Source organism: Dellaglioa sp. CoH-55-MRSF-6 (assembly GCF_056782215.1).
In genome coordinates, this window is record NZ_JBXAYJ010000001.1 from 234,143 (window position 1) to 253,482 (window position 19,340).

At 34.0% G+C, this 19,340-nt stretch carries 20 protein-coding genes; 16 read left to right on the top strand and 4 right to left on the bottom strand.

The annotated features are described in order from the left end of the window. Positions 1-5: 5 nt before the first annotated feature. The 6 genes from AC1RPK_RS01090 (at position 6) to nhaC (ending at position 7,631) form a co-directional block, all read left to right on the top strand. Positions 6-434, top strand: a complete 429-nt coding sequence (locus AC1RPK_RS01090) for a MerR family transcriptional regulator (protein ID WP_409021721.1) — start codon at positions 6-8, stop codon at positions 432-434. Positions 435-1,419: 985 nt separating this feature from the next. After that, entirely contained in the window at positions 1,420-2,067 is a 648-nt protein-coding gene (locus tag AC1RPK_RS01095; protein WP_481761142.1) for a metal-dependent transcriptional regulator, read from the top strand. Positions 2,068-2,272: 205 nt separating this feature from the next. Beyond that, entirely contained in the window at positions 2,273-3,649 is a 1,377-nt protein-coding gene (locus AC1RPK_RS01100; RefSeq protein WP_481760965.1) for an Nramp family divalent metal transporter, read from the top strand. 18 nt (positions 3,650-3,667) lie between these two features. Beyond that, entirely contained in the window at positions 3,668-4,114 is a 447-nt protein-coding gene (locus AC1RPK_RS01105; protein ID WP_481760964.1) for a universal stress protein, read from the top strand. A gap of 132 nt (positions 4,115-4,246) precedes the next feature. Further along, the gene (locus AC1RPK_RS01110; protein WP_481761141.1) at positions 4,247-5,863 is read left to right on the top strand and encodes a SulP family inorganic anion transporter; all 1,617 of its coding nucleotides are present in this window, start codon (positions 4,247-4,249) and stop codon (positions 5,861-5,863) included. 397 nt (positions 5,864-6,260) lie between these two features. Then, complete coding sequence (gene nhaC, locus AC1RPK_RS01115; protein WP_481760963.1) at positions 6,261-7,631, top strand: Na+/H+ antiporter NhaC; 1,371 nt, start codon at positions 6,261-6,263, stop codon at positions 7,629-7,631. 49 nt (positions 7,632-7,680) lie between these two features. Here nhaC and AC1RPK_RS01120 read toward each other — a convergent pair whose 3' ends face one another. Further along, entirely contained in the window at positions 7,681-8,862 is a 1,182-nt protein-coding gene (locus AC1RPK_RS01120) for an MFS transporter (RefSeq protein WP_481760962.1), read from the bottom strand. A gap of 129 nt (positions 8,863-8,991) precedes the next feature. On the opposite strand from AC1RPK_RS01120, the gene AC1RPK_RS01125 reads away from it, so the two are divergent. From AC1RPK_RS01125 to AC1RPK_RS01140, 4 genes are all read left to right on the top strand, one after another. Next, complete coding sequence (locus AC1RPK_RS01125) at positions 8,992-9,357, top strand: winged helix-turn-helix transcriptional regulator (RefSeq protein ID WP_409021715.1); 366 nt, start codon at positions 8,992-8,994, stop codon at positions 9,355-9,357. A gap of 139 nt (positions 9,358-9,496) precedes the next feature. Beyond that, positions 9,497-10,234, top strand: a complete 738-nt coding sequence (locus AC1RPK_RS01130; protein ID WP_481760961.1) for a TerC family protein — start codon at positions 9,497-9,499, stop codon at positions 10,232-10,234. An 18-nt stretch (positions 10,235-10,252) separates the two neighbouring features. Further along, positions 10,253-10,582: a thioredoxin gene (trxA, locus tag AC1RPK_RS01135; RefSeq protein ID WP_481760960.1), complete on the top strand. Its 330-nt coding sequence runs from the start codon at positions 10,253-10,255 to the stop codon at positions 10,580-10,582. A 113-nt stretch (positions 10,583-10,695) separates the two neighbouring features. Next, positions 10,696-11,562 (top strand): NAD(P)-dependent oxidoreductase, encoded by an 867-nt coding sequence (locus AC1RPK_RS01140; protein WP_481760959.1) that lies wholly within the window; start codon positions 10,696-10,698, stop codon positions 11,560-11,562. Between the two features lie 48 nt (positions 11,563-11,610). Here AC1RPK_RS01140 and AC1RPK_RS01145 read toward each other — a convergent pair whose 3' ends face one another. After that, entirely contained in the window at positions 11,611-12,357 is a 747-nt protein-coding gene (locus AC1RPK_RS01145; RefSeq protein ID WP_481760958.1) for a hypothetical protein, read from the bottom strand. A gap of 337 nt (positions 12,358-12,694) precedes the next feature. Here AC1RPK_RS01145 and AC1RPK_RS01150 point away from each other — a divergent pair, with 337 nt between their 5' ends. The 6 genes from AC1RPK_RS01150 (at position 12,695) to AC1RPK_RS01175 (ending at position 17,863) form a co-directional block, all read left to right on the top strand. Then, entirely contained in the window at positions 12,695-13,783 is a 1,089-nt protein-coding gene (locus AC1RPK_RS01150) for a DUF871 domain-containing protein (RefSeq protein ID WP_481760957.1), read from the top strand. 108 nt (positions 13,784-13,891) lie between these two features. Further along, on the top strand, positions 13,892-14,287 hold the full coding sequence (gene crcB, locus AC1RPK_RS01155) for a fluoride efflux transporter CrcB (RefSeq protein WP_481760956.1): 396 nt from the start codon (positions 13,892-13,894) through the stop codon (positions 14,285-14,287). Next, positions 14,284-14,646 carry a fluoride efflux transporter CrcB gene (crcB, locus tag AC1RPK_RS01160; protein ID WP_481760955.1) on the top strand — a complete coding sequence of 121 codons (363 nt, stop codon included), beginning with the start codon at positions 14,284-14,286 and terminating at the stop codon, positions 14,644-14,646. The genes crcB (AC1RPK_RS01155) and crcB (AC1RPK_RS01160) overlap by 4 nt, the downstream gene beginning before the upstream one ends. Before the next feature lie 56 nt (positions 14,647-14,702). Continuing rightward, the gene (locus tag AC1RPK_RS01165; protein ID WP_481760954.1) at positions 14,703-15,572 is read left to right on the top strand and encodes a DegV family protein; all 870 of its coding nucleotides are present in this window, start codon (positions 14,703-14,705) and stop codon (positions 15,570-15,572) included. A 155-nt stretch (positions 15,573-15,727) separates the two neighbouring features. Beyond that, positions 15,728-17,182, top strand: a complete 1,455-nt coding sequence (locus tag AC1RPK_RS01170) for an ABC transporter permease (RefSeq protein ID WP_481760953.1) — start codon at positions 15,728-15,730, stop codon at positions 17,180-17,182. Positions 17,183-17,203: 21 nt separating this feature from the next. Further along, positions 17,204-17,863, top strand: coding sequence for an ABC transporter ATP-binding protein (locus tag AC1RPK_RS01175; protein WP_481760952.1), 660 nt, complete (start codon positions 17,204-17,206; stop codon positions 17,861-17,863). A 63-nt stretch (positions 17,864-17,926) separates the two neighbouring features. On the opposite strand, the gene AC1RPK_RS01180 is transcribed toward AC1RPK_RS01175, so the two are convergent. Both AC1RPK_RS01180 and AC1RPK_RS01185 read right to left on the bottom strand, forming a co-directional pair. Further along, entirely contained in the window at positions 17,927-18,685 is a 759-nt protein-coding gene (locus tag AC1RPK_RS01180; RefSeq protein ID WP_481760951.1) for an ABC transporter permease, read from the bottom strand. After that, a complete protein-coding gene (locus tag AC1RPK_RS01185; protein WP_481760950.1) occupies positions 18,678-19,334 on the bottom strand; it encodes an ABC transporter ATP-binding protein in 657 nt (218 codons plus the stop codon). The genes AC1RPK_RS01180 and AC1RPK_RS01185 overlap by 8 nt, the downstream gene beginning before the upstream one ends. Positions 19,335-19,340 lie beyond the last annotated feature (6 nt).

Consider the following 19,340-nt stretch of genomic DNA (forward strand, 5'->3'; position numbering starts at 1 on the left):
TTACAGTGAATAATAATCCATTAGCCAATCTTATGAAGCAAGATAAGTTAATTGTCGGTATTAGTGAAATCAGTAAAATGACAGGTGTTTCAACACGACAGTTAAGATATTGGGAACAAAAAGGCTATATTGAAAGTATTTCAGATGAGAAGGCAAAGTCGCGAGAATATCGTTTAGATATGGTCATAAAAGTCAGTCTTATAAAAGAAGAGTTAGATGAAGGATACACATTGGTTGCGGCGATTGAACACGTTAACGGAAAAATGGATATTTTTAGACAATTTAAACACTTTTTGATTGATCGTGTTTCAGATGTTGGTAAACAAGGAAATAAAACAGTTTTTGATATGGGCTATTTTGATGACTCCAAAAAGCAGCGTTTATTTGCGGTAATAGATGAAAAAGGGACACGTTTTGAACTCAGAGATGTTTAATAAAAAGAATTATAAAATAAAATCATAAAAAGGTTGCAACCGTTTACATTTGTGTTATACTTAATTTGTAGCAAGGAAGGCTATCGAAATCCCTGAACAAAATAAAACTGAAGTCACTTTTTTAAACTCACTTAATGGTTTTTAAAAACGAAGTTAGTTGGACAATGTTTAGTACTGAAGATAGTTGAAAAATGTAACACAAGTTAATGACGTTGAGAGATGTCAAGCAAGGCGTATTAAAACGGTGCCGGTCTTGAGCATTAAAAAGCAAATCAAGACACATCAAGTTAGATGATGTTTACTCCGATGAATTTAGAATTTTGGTAGTGTGAACGTCGTGAGACGTCGAACAAGGTTTTAAAACGGTGCTAGTCTTGAGCGCTTAAAAGCAAATCAGGACACATCAATTAAGATGATGGTTTAAGTTTCCAATGTACGGCAAGTTAATGACGTTGAGAGATGTCAAGTAAGGCGTATTAAAACGGTGCCGGTCTTGAGCATTAAAAAGCAAATCAAGATATCGAATTTTGATGATTTAAGTTGTAGTAGAACGAATAATTGGATTTAGAGGTATTTGGTCTTGGAGAAACGTTTGAAATCGAATGGATAACAAATCGCTCAAAGGGCGTCGTTCGATAATATATGATTCAAAACATATAAAAGCGACTTCACAGAACTAAATAAGTATAAAGATATAGAGGCGAAATATATTAATAATCAAGTAAAATCGACTCTCGGTAACACGGGTTTCGGCTTTCCTTCTACAAAAAGATAGGATTCAAGACATTTCTTAAAACAAATGCTTGAATCCTATTTTAATGCAGTGAATTATGATTTTTAGCTTACATTTAGGTATTTTAAAATGAAAGGTTAGGTATTCCTAAAAAATAAGTTACAATTCAATCGTTATTCTGATATAATAAATCTATTATTAAGAAAATGGAAGTGAATTGATTAACTAATGACAAAAAATGAAAGATCGAATATGACACCTATGAAGGAAGATTATTTAAAAATTATTTTTGAATTAGGCGGTACGCAAAAGAAAATATCGAATAAACAGATTGCGCTTAGTCTGAACATTGCGGCCGGATCAGTTACAGAAATGGTCAATAAACTAGTTAAAGAAGAGTTAGTAGAACATACGCCATACGCAGGGATTTCGTTAACGAAACCTGGGATATTATTGGCAGAAGATTTAGTTCGTAAGCATCGTTTATGGGAATGCTTCTTAGTTTATAAATTAAATTATAAACTACAAGATGTTGACGGTGAATCAGAGTTACTTGAACATGTGACAAGTGAGTACTTGCTTGATCATTTGAGTGAATTCTTGGGTCATCCAACACACTGTCCTCATGGCGGTGTGATACCTGACAAAGAAGGTAACTATGAGGAAGATAGCCATCTCGTTTTAGAAGCAGTAGAAGATAACACTAAAGTTGTGATTGAACGATTCATTGATAATCATGATTTGTTAACTTATTTAGATGATTTAGAATTACACATTGGTGATAAATTAACAGTTGTTTCTCATGCGCCTTTTGAAGGTCCAGTTGAAATCAAATTAGAAAATACTGGTGAGGTTAGAAATATTAGTTATAAAGCCGCTCATTATATTTTTGTGAAGTAGGTATTATGATAACAAAAGAAATTTTTATTAAATAGCTAAAGACTGTTGATATCAAATAGATATCAGCAGTCTTTTTTTGGAAATATAGCAATATTTAATAACTGGTAAAATGATTTAAGGTTAGCCTAAACTTTTTGTTTACAATGTATAAAGTTTGAGTATAATAAGGAATTGAGAAGAAAAGAATTTAAAGGAGTGGTAAAAAATGTCGAAAGAAGTACAAGAACCAAAAATGACTACCACAACAAATAGTGCTAGTTTGGAAGAAGTAAATGGATCAGTAGAAGTTCCAAAAAGTGCCGGATTTTTACGAACTTTATGGGCTTTTAGTGGACCAGGTGCATTAGTCGCTGTTGGTTACATGGATCCAGGTAACTGGATTACATCAATTGTCGGTGGTGCACAATACCGTTACTTACTATTATCAGTCGTTATTTTCTCCGGACTTATCGCTATGTTAATGCAATATATGGCTGCTAAGTTAGGTGTCGTAACAAGAATGGATTTAGCACAAGCAATTCGTGATCATACTAATAAACCGGTTGGATTTTTATTATGGATCATGACAGAATTAGCAATTATGGCAACAGATATAGCCGAAGTAATTGGTGGAGCGATTGCTTTACAATTACTTTTTGGAATTCCATTAACAGTCGGCGTTATGATAACTATATTAGATGTTTTCTTACTATTATTATTAACAAAATTAGGATTTAGAACAATTGAAGCGATTGTTGCAACATTGATTGCATCAATTTTAATTATTTTCCTTTACTTAGTTGCCTTATCAAAACCAAGTTTAGCAGGTATCATGGGTGGTATTTTACCAAGAGCATCAATCGTTATGAACCATGATCAATTAACATTAGCTTTAGGTATTATTGGTGCAACAGTAATGCCTCATAACTTGTACCTTCACTCTTCAATTGCACAAACACGTCAGTACGATTCAACTGATGAAGAAGAAGTTGCAAAAGTTGTGCGCTTTACAACTTGGGATTCAAATATCCAATTATTTGGCGCAACAATTGTTAACAGTTTACTTTTACTTTTGGGGGCTGCTTTATTCTTTGGACATGCAGATCAATTACAAGCATTCGGTGATTTATACCGTGCATTAAGTGATAATACAATTGCCAAAGGGATTGCATCACCTGTACTTTCAACTTTATTTGCCGTAGCTTTACTGGCTTCTGGGCAAAATGCAACGATTACCGGAACCTTGACTGGTCAAATTATAATGGAAGGTTTCATACATTTAAAAATGCCATTATGGGCCCGTCGATTGGTTACACGTATCATAGCAGTTATCCCCGTTATGATTGCCGCAATCATTTGGGGTGGGACAGAAGGCGTATTAGATAATTTACTTGTTTATTCACAAGTGTTCTTATCAGTAGCCTTACCATTTACGATGATTCCATTAATCTGGTTTACATCTTCTAAAAAATATATGGGTGAACGATTCGTTAATCCACTTTGGGTATCAATTATTGGTTGGGCAGCCGCAATCGGGTTAACTATTTTAAATGTTCAATTAGTCTTCAATTTAGTCATTCAATTTTTCCAAGAAGTTTTATAAAATAAGGAGGAAATTCATATGAAAAAAAGTTTTGAGTTACCAAAGCATAAGAACATTCTTGTCGGCGTCGATAATTCGGCAGATGCCCAATTAGCATTCTTAGAAGCGGTTAGTCATGCTTTAGATGATGATTCTCTGCTGCATATTGTAACTGTTCTGGAGTCGGATGATTTGAATGTTTTTCAGGTATTAACAAAAGATACATTAGCTGAAAAACGTTTGAAGGTTGAAAAACAACTTCAAGAGTATAAACAAAGCGCATTAGATGCTGGTGTTAAGGAAGTACACATTGTTCTTGCTGAGGGTGAACCTGGTGAAACGATTGTCAAAGATGTTATTCCTGACGTTAAACCTGATTTAGTCGTTGTTGGATCAGCTATAACTAAAGGGATTGGTAAGTACTTAGGTAGCCAAGCATCATACGTGGCTAAGTATTCTCCCGTTTCAGTTATGGTTGTTCGTTAATAGAAAAAAGTTATACAAAATGGTTGAATCTTATAAAGATTTAACCATTTTTATTTGGAAAACGTTTACTTGTTTATTTATATATAAGGTTTATGTTATGCTTTTATGTATAACATAAATAGGAGCATGATGATGATATCAAATTATATTTCAATATTAAAAAACGAGTTTAAAGGTTATAATGCAACAAAATTAGCTAAAGATTTTATGGCAGGTTTAACGGTAGCTGCAGTTGCTATTCCGTTAGCCTTGGCATTTGGTGTCTCAAGTGGGGCAACAGCTGCTGCTGGGTTAATCACAGCCATTGTTGCTGGGATTTTGATAAGTACCTTATCTGGGGCATATTATCAAATATCAGGACCAACTGGAGCGATGGCCGCAGTATTAATGGGTGTTATTGCACAATATGGATTAAAAGGGGTTTTTATTGCTACATTGATTGCCGGAGTGATTTTATTGTTAGCCGGTATATTTAAATTAGGCGTTTTAACGACTTTTATTCCTGCCCCTGTTATTACAGGATTTACATCAGGAATTTCAATTATTATTGCTTTCGGGCAATTAGATAATTTTTTTGGTACGCATTCAAACGGAAGTAGTTTAATTGAAAAAATTGGTAGTTATCCTAGCTTAGGTTTTCAACCTAAGTTGGCAACGACTTTGATGGCAATTTTAGTTGTTATTGCACTTTTTATTTTTCCAAAAAAATGGAATAAAGTTATTCCTGCATCGTTGATTGCAATTATTGTTACTACGGCAATTACAATGATATTTAAATTAGATGTCGCAACAGTTGGCGAGATTCCAACAAGTGTTATCAGTGATGATAGATTACATTTAGGTGCATTAAATCTTCAAACAGTTAAAAATCTAATTATTCCTGGCGCAAGTATTGCTTTACTGGGAATGATTGAAAGTTTATTATGCGGGGCATCTGCTGGTCGCATGACAGGTAAAACCTTAGATAGTAATCAAGAATTAATCGCTCAAGGTATTGGAAATATGATTTTACCATTTTTTGGTGGTATTCCAGCAACGGCTGCGATTGCTAGAACGAGTGTAGCAATTAAATCAGGTGCACAGACGCGATTGACAGGCGTTTTCCATGCACTTGCGTTATTAGTTTCAATGCTTTTATTGGCACCAATCATGTCACAGATTCCTTTATCGGCATTAGCTGGCGTGTTAGTTGTGACTTCATGGCGGATGAACGAATGGTCAGCTATCAAGTATCTCTTTAAAAATAAATTTAAAAGTGCTTTAATTCTATTTTTCTTAACATTAATAAGTACCGTTATTTTTGATTTGAGTACGGCGATTATGGCCGGTGTTTTAGTCGGGATCGTTATTTTTGTGGCTAAGAGTTCTATTTTAGATGTTGTTGTTGAAGATGTTGATTTAAGCAAAGTCGAAACAACACAAGATAGATTAAAAGATGATTGGGCAGTTGTCTACATCACTGGACCACTATTTTTCATGTCTGCGGATCGATTAGATAAGGCACTACAGCCACTTCATGAACGAGATTTAGTTATCTTTTCATTGCGAGGCGTACCATCAATTGATAATACAGCAATGGCTGTTATTCAGGATTTCTATAGTGATGCTCAGACTAAAAATCATGAAGTGATTTTTTCTTCAGTTCAACCAAATGTAATGAGAATGTTTGAACGATCTGGCTTTAAAGATGTGGCTGGGGAAGAAGCCTTTTATTTCTCAGTTGATCGTGTTCTAAAGGAAATACTATAAGATGTACATTATTGACAAGGATATTTAGGCATGTTAAGATTCATTCAACTTAATAAATAAAAGTTAACACATAAGTAGTCATTTATCTGGGAGTCAGAAAGTTGGTGGTTGATGCGAACCAATCAGGATAAATTAACCAAATACGTTAACGTTATTTTAAACATCGGATAAATATCTAGAACCGTTATCATCTAGTGAGTGAGAATTTGGGTTCTCAATTAAACTGGGTGGTACCACGGCTAGAGTCGTCCCTGATACAATATTTAATATTGTATCAGGGACTTTTTTTGTCCAGAAAAGGAGTGTTAAAAATGAAAAATATAAATTGGGGTCAGTTTCGATATCAAACTTTTCATGATAAATACTAGAATCGACTAAAAAATAGGAGTGTTTACTAATGAAAAATAAATTATCGTTTACAGAAGCAGCAAGTGTTTTAGTAGTAATGTTGATTATTATGGGATTTGGTGTAATTAAGTTTGGGTTATCACCTCAAACACCAGTTATGTTAGTGATTGGGTTGTTAATTTTATGGGCTAGAATTCGTCATTTTTCATGGGATGAGATTCACGCGGGTATCAAGGATGGAATGAGTACAGGGTTAATTCCCATCTTTATTTTTATTTTGATTGGCTCATTGATTGCGACTTGGATTGCGGCAGGAATTATTCCAACCTTAATGATTTGGGGATTTAATCTGATTAGTGTTCAATTCTTTGTGCCTTCCGTTTTTATTGTCTGTGCTATTATCGGATTATCAATTGGGAGTGCCTTCACTTTAATTTCAACTGTGGGTATCGCACTATTCGGTATGGGGATGACGATGGGGGTTAATCCTGCACTAGTGGCAGGAGCAATTATTTCAGGTGCTATCTTTGGGGATAAAATGTCTCCCTTATCAGATTCAACGAACTTAGCAGCTGCCATTGGAGAATCTGATTTATTTAAACATATTAAAAATATGATGTGGACAACAATTCCTGCTTTTGTAGGATCTTTAATTTTATATTTCATTTTGGGAAGTGGTAGTATGGCAGCAAATATGGATAAAATCAATCATACGATTTCAATTTTATCTAGTCACTTTTCAATCACAGCTTGGGCGGCATTACCAATTATCTTAATGTTTGTCTGTGCCTGGTTAAAAATTCCAGCTATTCCAACGTTATTTATCAATATTGGTGTATCGTTAGTTATGTTATTTATTCAAAAACCATTTACGAGTTTACAAGATGTTGCGGCGTTGATTCAGTCAGGATTTGTTTCTAAAACTGGAGATGCAAATGTGGATATGCTGTTAACACGAGGTGGCGTTTCAAGTATGATGGGAACCGTGTCATTAATAATTTTAACTTTAACGTTAGGCGGCTTACTAATGAACTTCAATATTATTGAAGTCGTTATGGAACCTTTAGTTAAACGTTTAAATTCATCTGGTAAATTAATTACGGCAACTATTTTTGCTGGAATTGGAGTTAATTTATTTGTTGGAGAACAATACTTATCAGTTATTTTACCTGGAAAAGCGTTTAAACCCGCTTTTGATAAATCAAAATTAGATAATTTAGCCTTAAGTCGTGCACTTGAAGATGGCGGAACAGTGATTAATTACTTAATCCCTTGGGGTGTAGCTGGTGCGTTTGCAGCAAGCACGTTGGGAGTTCCAACGCTAGACTACTTACCATTTGCGTTCTTTAGCTTACTATCGCCTGTCTTTTCAATCATTAGTGGTTGGACGGGAATCGGGTTACGTGCAAAGAGAGCCTAATAAAAACGGGTCACAATGAATTTTATATTCGTTGTGACCCGTTTTTTTGTTATTTCTCATTCTTATTGAGTGTAATTAAGTACATTGTCATGAAGATGGCGATTAAAACCATGACTGTCCCAAAAAGTGGCGTCATACCTAATCCGAGATTAGAAACAACTTGTCCACCAATTAAAGAGCCTAACGTAATGCCAATATTGAAAGCAGAAATATTTAGCGACGATGCTAAAGTAATATCTTTAGGGGTATATTTTTCAGCTAATTGAACAACGTATAGTTGTAATCCTGGAACATTCATAAAGGCGAATAGTCCTAAGGCCATAACGGTTAATAAACCTAGAATTGACATTTTAGCAGTAAAGAAAAGGATAAATAAGACGACTGCAAGTCCGATAAACATTTTTAATAATGCTTGGAGCGGATTATGGTTTGCTAAACGGCCGCCAATCGTATTTCCAAGGGCAACCATCAATCCGTAGACGATTAAAATGATAACAACAGCACTTTCACTGTAACCCATTGAAGTTTCTAAGAGTGGCGTAATATACGTATAAACAACGAATGTCCCACCGTAACCTAAGGCGGTTAATGATAACGTAATCAATAGATATTTGTTCTTAAGGACACGGATAAAACCATGCGCATCAGATTTTCCAGGAATTGGTAAACCATTTGGTACGAGGAAAAAGTTGGCGATTAAACCAATTAGTCCAATGATACTAATAAAAATAAATGATCCATGCCAACTAGTATGTTGACCAATAAATGTACCTAAAGGAACACCGGTTACAGTTGCAACGGTTAAACCAGTAAACATGACTGAAATAGCACTAGCACGTTTTGAAGGTTCAACAACATCAGCCGCAATAACGGAAGCGATTGTCATGAATATACCGTGAGACAATGCAGAAATAATTCGACCAATTAATAAAATTGAAAAAGTTGGTGCAAATGCTGCAACTAAATTACCAACGATAAATAACGCCATGATACTTAAGAGTAATTTTTTTCGATCAAATTGGCCAGTTAAAATAGTTAGAACGGGTGCACCTATTGTGACACCGAATGCATATAATGAAACGCTAAGTCCTGCCTGACTTAATGAAATACCAAAATCTTTGACTAATAAGGGGATGAGCCCAACGCTAATAAATTCTGTTGATCCGATTGCGAAAGCACTAATAGCCAATGCTAAGAGTGTTAGGGATGGTGATATTTTTGGTTTTTCCATAAGTTTGTAAAGCCTCCTTGATTTTTGTTGGAATAATGCTACAATTTATGATTATACGTGTACGCAACAATAAGACAATAACGTACTAAAAAGTGCTATAGGAACTTTTTAGTGCCTATAGGAGGAAGAATGGAAGATAAAACATATAATATTGGTGTTGAAGCGACTTTAGAAGTCATTGGCGGAAAATGGAAAACAATTATTTTATGCCATTTACGTGGTGGAAAAAGAAGAACTAGTGAGCTGAAACGTGCAATTCCGAAAATAACCCAAAAAATGTTAACGCAACAATTACGTGAATTGGAAGCCGATGGGATTATCTCTAGACATATCTATGAACAGGTACCACCAAAAGTAGATTATCAATTGACTGAATATGGTGAGTCTTTGAGTACTATATTAAATAAATTGTGTGTTTGGGGCGAAAAACATGTTGATCGGTTAAATGAGCAAGACCAACATGTTGTTTTAATGAATCGAGATAAAGTGTCATAACTGTCATTATTGATTGCTATTCGAGAAATGTAGCTGGCAGTTACTGTTGTTCATATGTTATGGCATAATCTGGTAATTGCTGTATAATAATCATTTACAGTTATTTATAAAAATTATTGAAAGAAAGTATGAGAATTAAATGTTAGCAAACTTATATGGACCATTTTTTGATCTAAACAATTGGAAAACAGTTGTCGAATCAAGTAGTGATTGGATAATTATCCTATCATTAGCAGTAATCGAATGCTTATTATCAGTGGATAACGCAATTGTATTAGCTGCACAAACACAAAAATTACCAAGTAAAAAAGAACAAGAAAAAGCATTATTTTACGGATTATGGGGTGCATATATTTTCCGGTTCATCATTATTGGAATTGGAACATTTTTAATTGATTTCTGGGAAATTAAAGTAATTGGCGCTGGGTATCTTATTTACCTATCAGCCCATTATTTCTTTTCAAAAATTAAAACGCCAAAACCTAAATCAGAGAAAAAAAGTAATGGACGAAAAGGTCCATTCTCATTGTTTTGGTCAGTTGTTATTTCAATTGAGATGATGGATATTGTTTTTTCAATTGATTCTGTCTTAGCATCGTTAGCAATTTCGACAAATCCAGTCATTGTTTTAATCGGTGGGATGTTTGGAATTTTAGCCATGCGTGGGATTGCGACATTGATTATGAAGTTGATGAAGGTTGTTCCGGAGTTAGAATCAATGGCTTACTTGCTAATCGCATTAATTGCGGTGAAGTTATTCCTTTCTATCCCTCAAATTGGTATCGAAGTTTCAGCAGTACTTTTTGCTGGAATTGTTTTTGGGGCTATTATATTAACGACTTTAATTCATATGTATAATATTCAGAATAAAAAATAACGAAACGAAGGCGATAAAATGGTCACAAAAGTAACAGATAAAACGCTCGCGGAACATACAGATTCCGGATTAACAATTGTTGATTTATGGGCTCCTTGGTGTGGTCCATGTCGTATGATGGAACCTGTTATTGATGAATTAGAACAAGAATTCAAAGATGATATGCAATTTGTAAAGTTGAATATTGATGAAAATAAAGAAACAGCATTGGAATATGATGTCATGAGTATTCCGAGTTTTCTATTATTTAAAGATGGCAAAGCAATTGAAAAAGTTGTTGGTTATCATGATAAGAGTAAATTTTCAAAGTATTTAAGTGAAAAAGTTGCTCAAAATAAAGCAGTATAAATAAAATCCCACTACAAATTTTGTAGTGGGATTTTATTTTAGGCTTAACTATTATTAATGGCAGTCGTAACCTTAAAGGTGCATACTAAAGAAAATTATAAAAGGAGATTATTATGAAAAAAATTGGGTTTATTGGAACGGGCGTTATGGGCTCAGCAATTGTTAGTTATTTATTGAAAGCGAACTATGAAGTAACCGTGTTTAATCGAACCAAATCAAAGACAGATGACTTAGTTAGCCAAGGGGCAATATGGGCTGATTCGCCACAATTGGTTGCGGCTAAAAGTGATATTATCTTCTCGATGGTTGGTTTTCCTGCAGATGTAGAAGCAATATATTTTGAAGAAAATGGTATTTTTGCTGGTGCTAAAAAAGGCGCAATTGTAGTTGATATGACAACAAGTACACCAACACTAGCGAAAAAAATTGGTGATTACGCGGAAACTCATGAGTTGTTTGCGTTAGATGCACCTGTTTCTGGTGGTGATATTGGTGCAAAGAATGCGAAGCTAACAATTATGGTTGGTGGACACAGTGATGTATATGAACAAGTGAAACCTATTTTTGAAAAGATGGGAACAACAATTGCCTTGTTTGGTGGTTATGGATCAGGCCAACATGTAAAAATGGCTAATCAAATTATGATTGCTGGAACAATGACCGGAATGACTGAGCTGTTAGTTTACGCTAAGGCAGCAAACTTAGACTTGGAAAGTGTCATTAAAACAGTTGGCGGGGGAAGTGCAGCAAATTGGAGTTTAGACAATTATGCGCCCCGAGTTTTAAGTGATGACTATACACCAGGATTCTTTGCAAAACATTTTCTTAAAGATTTGCGTATTGCATTAGACGAAGCAGAAAAAATGAATATTAATCTACCCGCAACAAAAGAAGCTAAAGTACTATATGAAAAATTAGTTGATGAAGATGGATTAGGTAATGACGGTACACAAGCATTAGTTAAATTGTGGTGGAAATAAATAAGTCGATACAACTAATAAATAAGACCATTTCAATATGAGATAGTCTTATTTATTTTTGATGATTTTAACCAGCCAATTTGTAATAAGTAATAAAAACAGCATCAAAATAGTAATTAGACCAATAGATAAGGCAAATTTTGATAGTAGAGTCATCATTAAAGTCTGGTGATTAAATAGAGTTAAGAAATAATAAAAGATAATGATTAAAAGTGCTAATAAACTGAATCCAAGACCAAATCCTTTTCTATCTGCTGAGCTTAAATCAAAACCACCAATTGTAATAGATGTTGTGATTAACAACCACAGGATAAGTCTTAATGACCAAGATTGAAATAACGAGGTGAATAGGTTAAATAACGATTGAGTATTAAATGCTTGGTTAACTAGCATTGTTGATAGTAGATTAAAAGAGTGAGGTAGCAGTAGAATAAAAAGGCCAATAATTACGATTGAACAGCCAATGATGGGCGCAATACCGGCCATTGCTTGTCCAATTTTACCACGCATATTTTTAGGTGAGCTATAACGAACGAATCCAAGTGAGTTATCACCAATTTCGGGATGTGGACGTTTAATTAATTTAACTTCAATGGCGTGAAATCCAAATAAAAAAGCCATTATAGCATGACTTGCTTCATGGATAATAATACCCAATGAACCCAAGTATAATTGTTGATTTAATGATAATTGTTTTTTTGTATTACTGTTCACAGCTGTTAGTAAAAAAGCAGCTACAAGAAGTGGTATAACACTAAGAAAAATCAATGTTATTAGCGTATAAATGGTTTGCATCCTTAAGACCTCCTTCGTGATTAAAATATTAGCACGATTCTTAATATTTAGAAACAAAAAAGAGACTGCTGGGAAGGCAGTCTCTAGGGAGTAAGTTGTAGAGCTAATAAATTAGCTCTCTCTCTCATTACTTTGGAGGAGAAATGAAAAAGTATAAAGGTTAGTTATTTATGTTGTTTTGGGATAAGTTCAATATACAACATGAACCTTAAAATAACCTTAACATTAAGAAAAAATTTAAAAATAATCAAAAGTTTTTTTGGAATGCGCTTTCAATTACATTATATGTCCTTTATAATATTGGTATAGACCTTAATAATATTTAGGAGGAATAATAATGGGAAAATTAGGTATTTCAATTTATCCAGAACGATCAAATTATAATGATGATACAGCATATTTAGATTTGGCATGTAAATACGGGTATAAAAGAGTCTTTACGAGTTTACTCCAAGTGACAGATGGTAAAGATAAGGTATTATCAGAATTTAAAAAGACAGTTGCTTACGCAAATAAACTTGGTATGGAAGTAATGGTTGATATCAATCCTGATTTATTTGAACAACTAAATATTAGTTATCAAGATTTAAAATTCTTTGACGATATGGGTGCATATGGTGTTCGATTAGATTTAGGATTTACAGGTGCAGAAGAAGCAGCAATGACACGCAATCCATATGACTTAAAAATAGAAATAAATATGAGTTCTGGGACTAACTATGTGGATAACATTATGAGTTATTCACCAAAAAGAGAGAACTTATTAGGTTCACATAATTTTTATCCACATGAATACACAGGATTAGAGTATAACTTTTTTGTAGCTTGCAGTGAGAAATTTAAAAAATACAATTTAAATACGGCAGCTTTTGTTAATGCTAAGTCAGCTACTTTTGGACCTTGGCCAACTGCTGATGGACTATGTACATTAGAGGATCATCGACATTTAGATATTGCCACACAAGTTAAACATATGGTGATGACAGATTTAATTGATGATGTGATTATCGCAAACGCGTACGCTTCAGAAAATGAATTAAAAGCAGCATCAGAAGCATTCAACGCCAATTATCCGACGATTAAAATTGAAACGGCAGATGATATTACTGAGGTTGAAAAAGTAGTATTATTTGATAATATTCATAGTTACCGCGGAGATCGTTCAGCGTATCTTTTACGTTCGACAATGACACGGGTTGTGTATAAAGATAAAGAATTTCCTGCACATAATACAAAATTAATTAAGCGTGGTGACGTCTTAATTGATAATGAAGGTTATGGACAATATAAAGGTGAAACACAAATTGCTTTAAAAGAAATGAAAAATGATGGTCGTGTAAATATTGTTGGGCATATTATAGATGATGAATTATTCTTACTCGATTTTTTGAAACCATGGAGTCAATTTAAACTAAGCCAAGATTAGCCTAAATGGATCACTAGATAATTTCTAGTGGTCCATTTTAATTTGGTATTAACTAGATAATTCGGTAAAATGAAGTAGTAAATGTAAAATTGATAAGAAGGTCATAAAATGAATTATATAATTGTTGCATTGTTTGCTTTTTTTGGTGGAATAAGTCGGTACTTACTTGGTTTAACGATTATTCAACCAAATGGATTCCCACTGGGGACATTAATGATTAATGTCGTAGGGTGCTTTATTTTGGCGTTCTTAGTTCAGTATATTGAAACAACCGAAAAAGTCCCAGATTGGTTAACTTTGGGGATAAAAACAGGTTTTATAGGTGCTTTTACAACGTTTTCAACATATAGTTTGGAAGCTGTAAAGTTAATAGAGACGCAACAATGGGGCTATGCACTCATCTATGTGTTAGTAACGATTATAGGTGGACTTTCCATGACATTACTTGGTTATTCATTAGGCAATCGGATTGGAGATTGGCGAATGGAGAGTGAACGTTCATGATGACACTATTAGTTGGGATTGGCGCTGCAATCGGTGCTATGTTAAGATATGGGATAACAAATTTAAGTAATCGATATCTAACTGATCAATTTCCAGTTGGAACGTTATTAATTAATCTGATAGGTAGTTTTATTTTAGGTCTTTTAACAGGAATTAATTTATCTAGTCCGATGTTAGTCTTACTTGGTACTGGAACAATGGGTGGTTTTACAACCTTTTCAACGTATAACTTTGAATTGGTTAAATTAATTAAAAGCCAAAAAATATCGTTATTCATGATTTATTTATTAGCTAGTTATATTGTTGGTGGCTTGATGACACTGTTAGGATTAGTTATTGGTCGCCAAATGGTTAGTTAAATTAAAGTATTCGAGCATAATGTGTGATAGGATAGTAAAAATAGGGATGTGAAATAATGAAAATTGCTGTATTAACGGATAGTTCAGCTTATCTTACAGATGAGATTGTTGAACAATTAGATATTAAAGTAGTAAATAACCCAGTATTATTTGGAAATCATGTCTATCATGAAAATGCCGATTTAACGGCAACTCAATTTTATCAATTATTAAAAACAGAAGATGTTTTACCAACAACTTCCCAGGTATCGATGGGTGAAATGGAAGAAAAATTTAAGGCACTTGCTGCTGAAGGCTATACAGATGTTATTTGTATCCATTTATCATCAGGTATTAGTGGATTAGTTGGTAATCTTGAAGCTTTCGCATCATCTGTTTCGGCCATCAATGTGCATGTTTTTGATTCGAAAATTGATTGCGCGGGGATGGGTAACATGGTTCAATTGGCTGCCACATTAGCTAATAAAGATAAAAACGTTATGGAAATACTTGAAAAGTTAGCCGAATTAAGAGAAACAACACGGGTTCTTTTTGTTGTTGATGATTTAAATCATTTAATGAGGACCGGTCGTTTATCAAATCATTCAGGTTTTGTTGGAAACATATTGAAAATTAAACCGATTTTAACTTTTGATAAAGAAGGTAAAATCGTTGCTATTGGTAAAGAACGCAAAATGAAAAATGCCTATTCTGAAATTAAAGCTCAATTCTCAGAAGCAACACGTTCACTTGATTATCCAGTTCAAATTAATTTAATTGATGCGAATAATCCGGAACTTCAAGCTGAATGGGGACAAGACTTGAGAACTAGTTTTCCTAAAATGAAATTTGAATCGGGTTATATTGGACCACTTGTCGGTGTTCACACAGGTGAAAAATGTTTAGGATTAATCTGGTCGAGAGATTGGAAAAGTCTAATAGATTAAATAAAGAAAACGGTTTTATTATGAATTATTATTCATAATAAAACTTTTTTTTGTATAACAAACGAAAATGTTCTGATAATATTCAAAAATAATTCATAATTATTAGCTATGCTTATTCTTATCAAATAATTTAAGAGAATATGGAGGTAATAAATATGAATTTTTTTAAACGTGCTTTATTAAATCTTAAAGCAAAAAAAGGACGATCTTTTTTACTTGTATTAGTTATGTCAGCTATTATGTTATTCGTTTTAGCAGGATTAATTATTCAAAATGCAGCAACAACTGCGGCAAATGATGCGAAGAAGAGTGCGGGTGCAACGGTGACATTATCAGCTAATCGAGATAAAGCTTTTAGCGAGATGAAAACTTCAAGCTCAAAAACCACTAAACCATCATTAAACTTAGCTGGGGTAACAGTCGCAACAGCTAAAAAAGTTGGTGCATTAAGCAATGTGAAGAGTTACAGTATCACCACTTCAACTACAGCTAATGCTTCTTCATTTGATGCCATTAAAACAACATCGACCTCAAGTCAAAGTGGTGGGATGGGCGGCAAGAAAATGGCAACTTCTGCAACAACGGGTGATATTTCTATTTCCGGTGTAAGTTCAACGGCTAGTGCACTAAATACTAGTGGTGCCAAAATTACAAAAGGTCGTGGTTTAAATTCGAGTGATTTAAATACTAAAAACGTTGTGATTGAATCAGAACTTGCTTCTACTAACCATATTTCTGTGGGCAATACAATTACAATGAAATCAACTGGTGGTACGAAGTATAAAGTTGAAGTTGTCGGTATTTATAAAGCTAGTTCAACTAGTTCTACAAGTATGGGTGGGCCAGGAGCTACTGATCCATCAAATACTATTTATACAGCTTACACATTTGCGAATACTTTAAAAGGTAGTAAGTATAAAGATACGGCCGATTCAGTTGTGTATACATTAAGTGATCCAGCCAAGTCAGAAACTTTCACAAAAGCAGCTAAGAAATTAATTAACACATCTAAATTTTCAATGTCAACAAACGATAGTACTTATCAATCAATGCTGACACCATTGAATAATGTTAAGAGTTTTGCCCAAAAAATTGTTCTATTAGTCGCAGTTGCAGGAACTATCATTCTTGCCTTAATTGTTATTTTAATGATTAGAGAACGTCGCTATGAAATTGGTGTCCTCCTATCATTAGGTGAAAAACGTTGGAAAGTTATTGCACAATTCTTTGTTGAAATGTTTATGGTTCTACTCGTGTCATTAGTTGTTGCCGGAATTGGTGGGAAATTCGTTGGTAATGCAGTAGGTGATCAATTGATAAGCCAACAAACAACGACATCTACAACAGCTACAACTTCAAATGATATGCAAGGTGGAGGCGGTGCGCCAAGTGGTACTAAAGGTGGACAATTTGGTGGAACAGATCCAAGTGGTATACCAGGGCAGTCAGCGACAACTAAATCTGAGAAATTAAAGAATCTAAGCACAACTGTAAGTATCAAAGATTTGGCAGAATTAGGTGGTATGGGTCTGGCAATTATCTTTATCTCGATTATGTTAGCATCGTTAGGTATTTTACGACTTGAACCCAAGAAAATTCTGATTTCATAAATAATAGAAAGGAGTGATTAAATGATTGAAATTAAAGATGTCGCGTATTGGTATGAAAATAAGGATAACCCCTTATTTGAAAAGGTTAATTTAACTTTTGAAAGAAGTAAATCATATGCAATTGTCGGTAGTAGTGGCTCAGGAAAAACAACATTTCTCTCACTAATTGCTGGTTTAGATAAACCAAAATCTGGAGAAATTATATATGAAGGTGAGGCAATCAATAAAATCGGATTAACTCATTATCGAAATAAAGATGTCTCGATTATCTTCCAATCCTATAATTTATTTACTTATATGTCAGCGTTGGAAAACTTAATGACTGCGATGGACATTACCGGAGCAACACATGCTGGTGATAAACAATATGCCTTTGATATGTTGAAAAAAGTTGGTATTGATGAGGATATGGCTAAGAAGAACGTTCAACATCTTTCTGGTGGGCAACAACAGCGAGTCGCTGTTGTCAGAACGATGTGTTGTGACGCACGATTAGTCGTAGCTGATGAACCGACCGGTAATTTGGATGAAGTTAATACGAAAGAAATTATTGAATTACTTCAAGATTTAGCTAAATCACAAGATAAATGTGTCATCATTGTAACGCATGAACCAGATGTTGCTAAAATGTGTGATACGCAATATGTATTGAAGGACCGTGAGTTTCAAGTTATAGAGTAAGAAATAGCCATATGTATAAGGAAAACTTATACATATGGCTATTTTAGTTGATTGATATTTAATTTATCGTAGTTGCTTCTTATCATTAAAAAATTGTTTATATGAAAGATAACAAACACTAATTGATGAGATACTTGTTGCTGAAAGTAACATGAAAGTGACCATGATTTGGTATTTAATCGCAAAGACAGGATCAACACCGGCGAAGATTAACCCAGACATCATTCCAGGTAAACTAACGATACCAACCGTTTTAGCTGAATCAATAGTAGGCGACATCCCTGTTTTGATACTTTCACGGATAATAGGGTATGCTGCTTGTTTGAGATCTGCACCGAGTGCTAGTTTTTCTAAAATCTGTTGGCGTTGATCACGGAAATTACTGTTAAGGTTACGGTAACAAAGACCAATCGCAACCATTGAATTACTAGCAATCATACCAGTAATTGGAATAATTTGTGAAGGAATAAATTTAAGCGTTCCAGCTAGTAGTAAAAGGCCAAGTGTAACGGACGTACTACAAAAAATGGCAATGAACGAAATACGAAAACTATGTGGAATTCCTGCGCTTTTTTTATGTGCACTATACGCAGCGTTAAAGAAAACAATGAACATCATAACTAAAGTTAGAATAATATTATTAATATTAAAGACGTACTTTAAAATGTATCCGACGATGACTAATTGGATAATTGCACGAATGACACTATAAATAATATCTTTTGCTAGGCCTAATTTTTCTTTATATACAATTCCTAGTGAGACAAGTACTAATGAAAAAGCGAAAACGAGAGAAAGATTATTAACGGCTAAATTATGCATGTCTAACCTCCGTTATTTTTCCGGCCTCGATATTAATTAATTGATCAGCCAGTTTTATTTCATTATCATCATGAGTAACAGCGATAATAGTGATTTTATTTGAGTCATTTAAACGATTAATTAATGCGTGTATAATGTTTTTACTTTCTGAATCTAAAGCACTTGTGATTTCATCAAGCAGTAAGATTTTGGGTAAAAAGATTAAATTACGAATTAAGGCAACACGTTGCTTCTCGCCACCAGATAGTTCATTTATTGATTTCTGAAGATAACTGCTGGGTAAGCCTACGGATTCTAATTCAGAAATGGCACGAGATTCATCGAAGTCTTGCTTACGAACGATATAAGGAAACTCCAGATTGTCTTTAACGGTTTCGCCGAATAAAACGGGGGTTTGGAAGCAATAAGAAACAATCCGACGATATTCGATTGGGTCATAACTGTCAATTGATTTTTCATTGAACTTAATATCACCAGATGTTCTTGAAATTAAACCAGCGATTAATTTCAAAACGGTACTTTTACCGCTTCCAGATGGACCGGTGATTGTTAAAAAGTCTCCAGGGTTTACTTGAAAAGAGATGTGGTTCAAGATTGATTGGTTACTAAGTTCTAGTGAAATATCTTGTAAATCAATAATAGGTTGCATAGTAGG

Excerpts from the sequence above, each read along its gene's own strand:
- AC1RPK_RS01185 (WP_481760950.1), bottom strand. The coding sequence starts at position 19,334 with ATGCAACCTATTATTGATTTACAAGATATTTCACTAGAACTTAGTAAC.
- AC1RPK_RS01100 (WP_481760965.1), top strand. The coding sequence starts at position 2,273 with ATGTCGAAAGAAGTACAAGAACCAAAAATGACTACCACAACAAATAGT.
- AC1RPK_RS01125 (WP_409021715.1), top strand. The coding sequence starts at position 8,992 with ATGGAAGATAAAACATATAATATTGGTGTTGAAGCGACTTTAGAAGTC.
- crcB (WP_481760956.1), top strand. The coding sequence starts at position 13,892 with ATGAATTATATAATTGTTGCATTGTTTGCTTTTTTTGGTGGAATAAGT.
- AC1RPK_RS01105 (WP_481760964.1), top strand. The coding sequence starts at position 3,668 with ATGAAAAAAAGTTTTGAGTTACCAAAGCATAAGAACATTCTTGTCGGC.
- trxA (WP_481760960.1), top strand. The coding sequence starts at position 10,253 with ATGGTCACAAAAGTAACAGATAAAACGCTCGCGGAACATACAGATTCC.
- AC1RPK_RS01140 (WP_481760959.1), top strand. The coding sequence starts at position 10,696 with ATGAAAAAAATTGGGTTTATTGGAACGGGCGTTATGGGCTCAGCAATT.
- AC1RPK_RS01165 (WP_481760954.1), top strand. The coding sequence starts at position 14,703 with ATGAAAATTGCTGTATTAACGGATAGTTCAGCTTATCTTACAGATGAG.
- AC1RPK_RS01170 (WP_481760953.1), top strand. The coding sequence starts at position 15,728 with ATGAATTTTTTTAAACGTGCTTTATTAAATCTTAAAGCAAAAAAAGGA.
- AC1RPK_RS01095 (WP_481761142.1), top strand. The coding sequence starts at position 1,420 with ATGACACCTATGAAGGAAGATTATTTAAAAATTATTTTTGAATTAGGC.
- AC1RPK_RS01180 (WP_481760951.1), bottom strand. The coding sequence starts at position 18,685 with ATGCATAATTTAGCCGTTAATAATCTTTCTCTCGTTTTCGCTTTTTCA.
- nhaC (WP_481760963.1), top strand. The coding sequence starts at position 6,261 with ATGAAAAATAAATTATCGTTTACAGAAGCAGCAAGTGTTTTAGTAGTA.
- AC1RPK_RS01120 (WP_481760962.1), bottom strand. The coding sequence starts at position 8,862 with ATGGAAAAACCAAAAATATCACCATCCCTAACACTCTTAGCATTGGCT.
- crcB (WP_481760955.1), top strand. The coding sequence starts at position 14,284 with ATGATGACACTATTAGTTGGGATTGGCGCTGCAATCGGTGCTATGTTA.
- AC1RPK_RS01130 (WP_481760961.1), top strand. The coding sequence starts at position 9,497 with ATGTTAGCAAACTTATATGGACCATTTTTTGATCTAAACAATTGGAAA.
- AC1RPK_RS01110 (WP_481761141.1), top strand. The coding sequence starts at position 4,247 with ATGATATCAAATTATATTTCAATATTAAAAAACGAGTTTAAAGGTTAT.
- AC1RPK_RS01150 (WP_481760957.1), top strand. The coding sequence starts at position 12,695 with ATGGGAAAATTAGGTATTTCAATTTATCCAGAACGATCAAATTATAAT.
- AC1RPK_RS01175 (WP_481760952.1), top strand. The coding sequence starts at position 17,204 with ATGATTGAAATTAAAGATGTCGCGTATTGGTATGAAAATAAGGATAAC.
- AC1RPK_RS01145 (WP_481760958.1), bottom strand. The coding sequence starts at position 12,357 with ATGCAAACCATTTATACGCTAATAACATTGATTTTTCTTAGTGTTATA.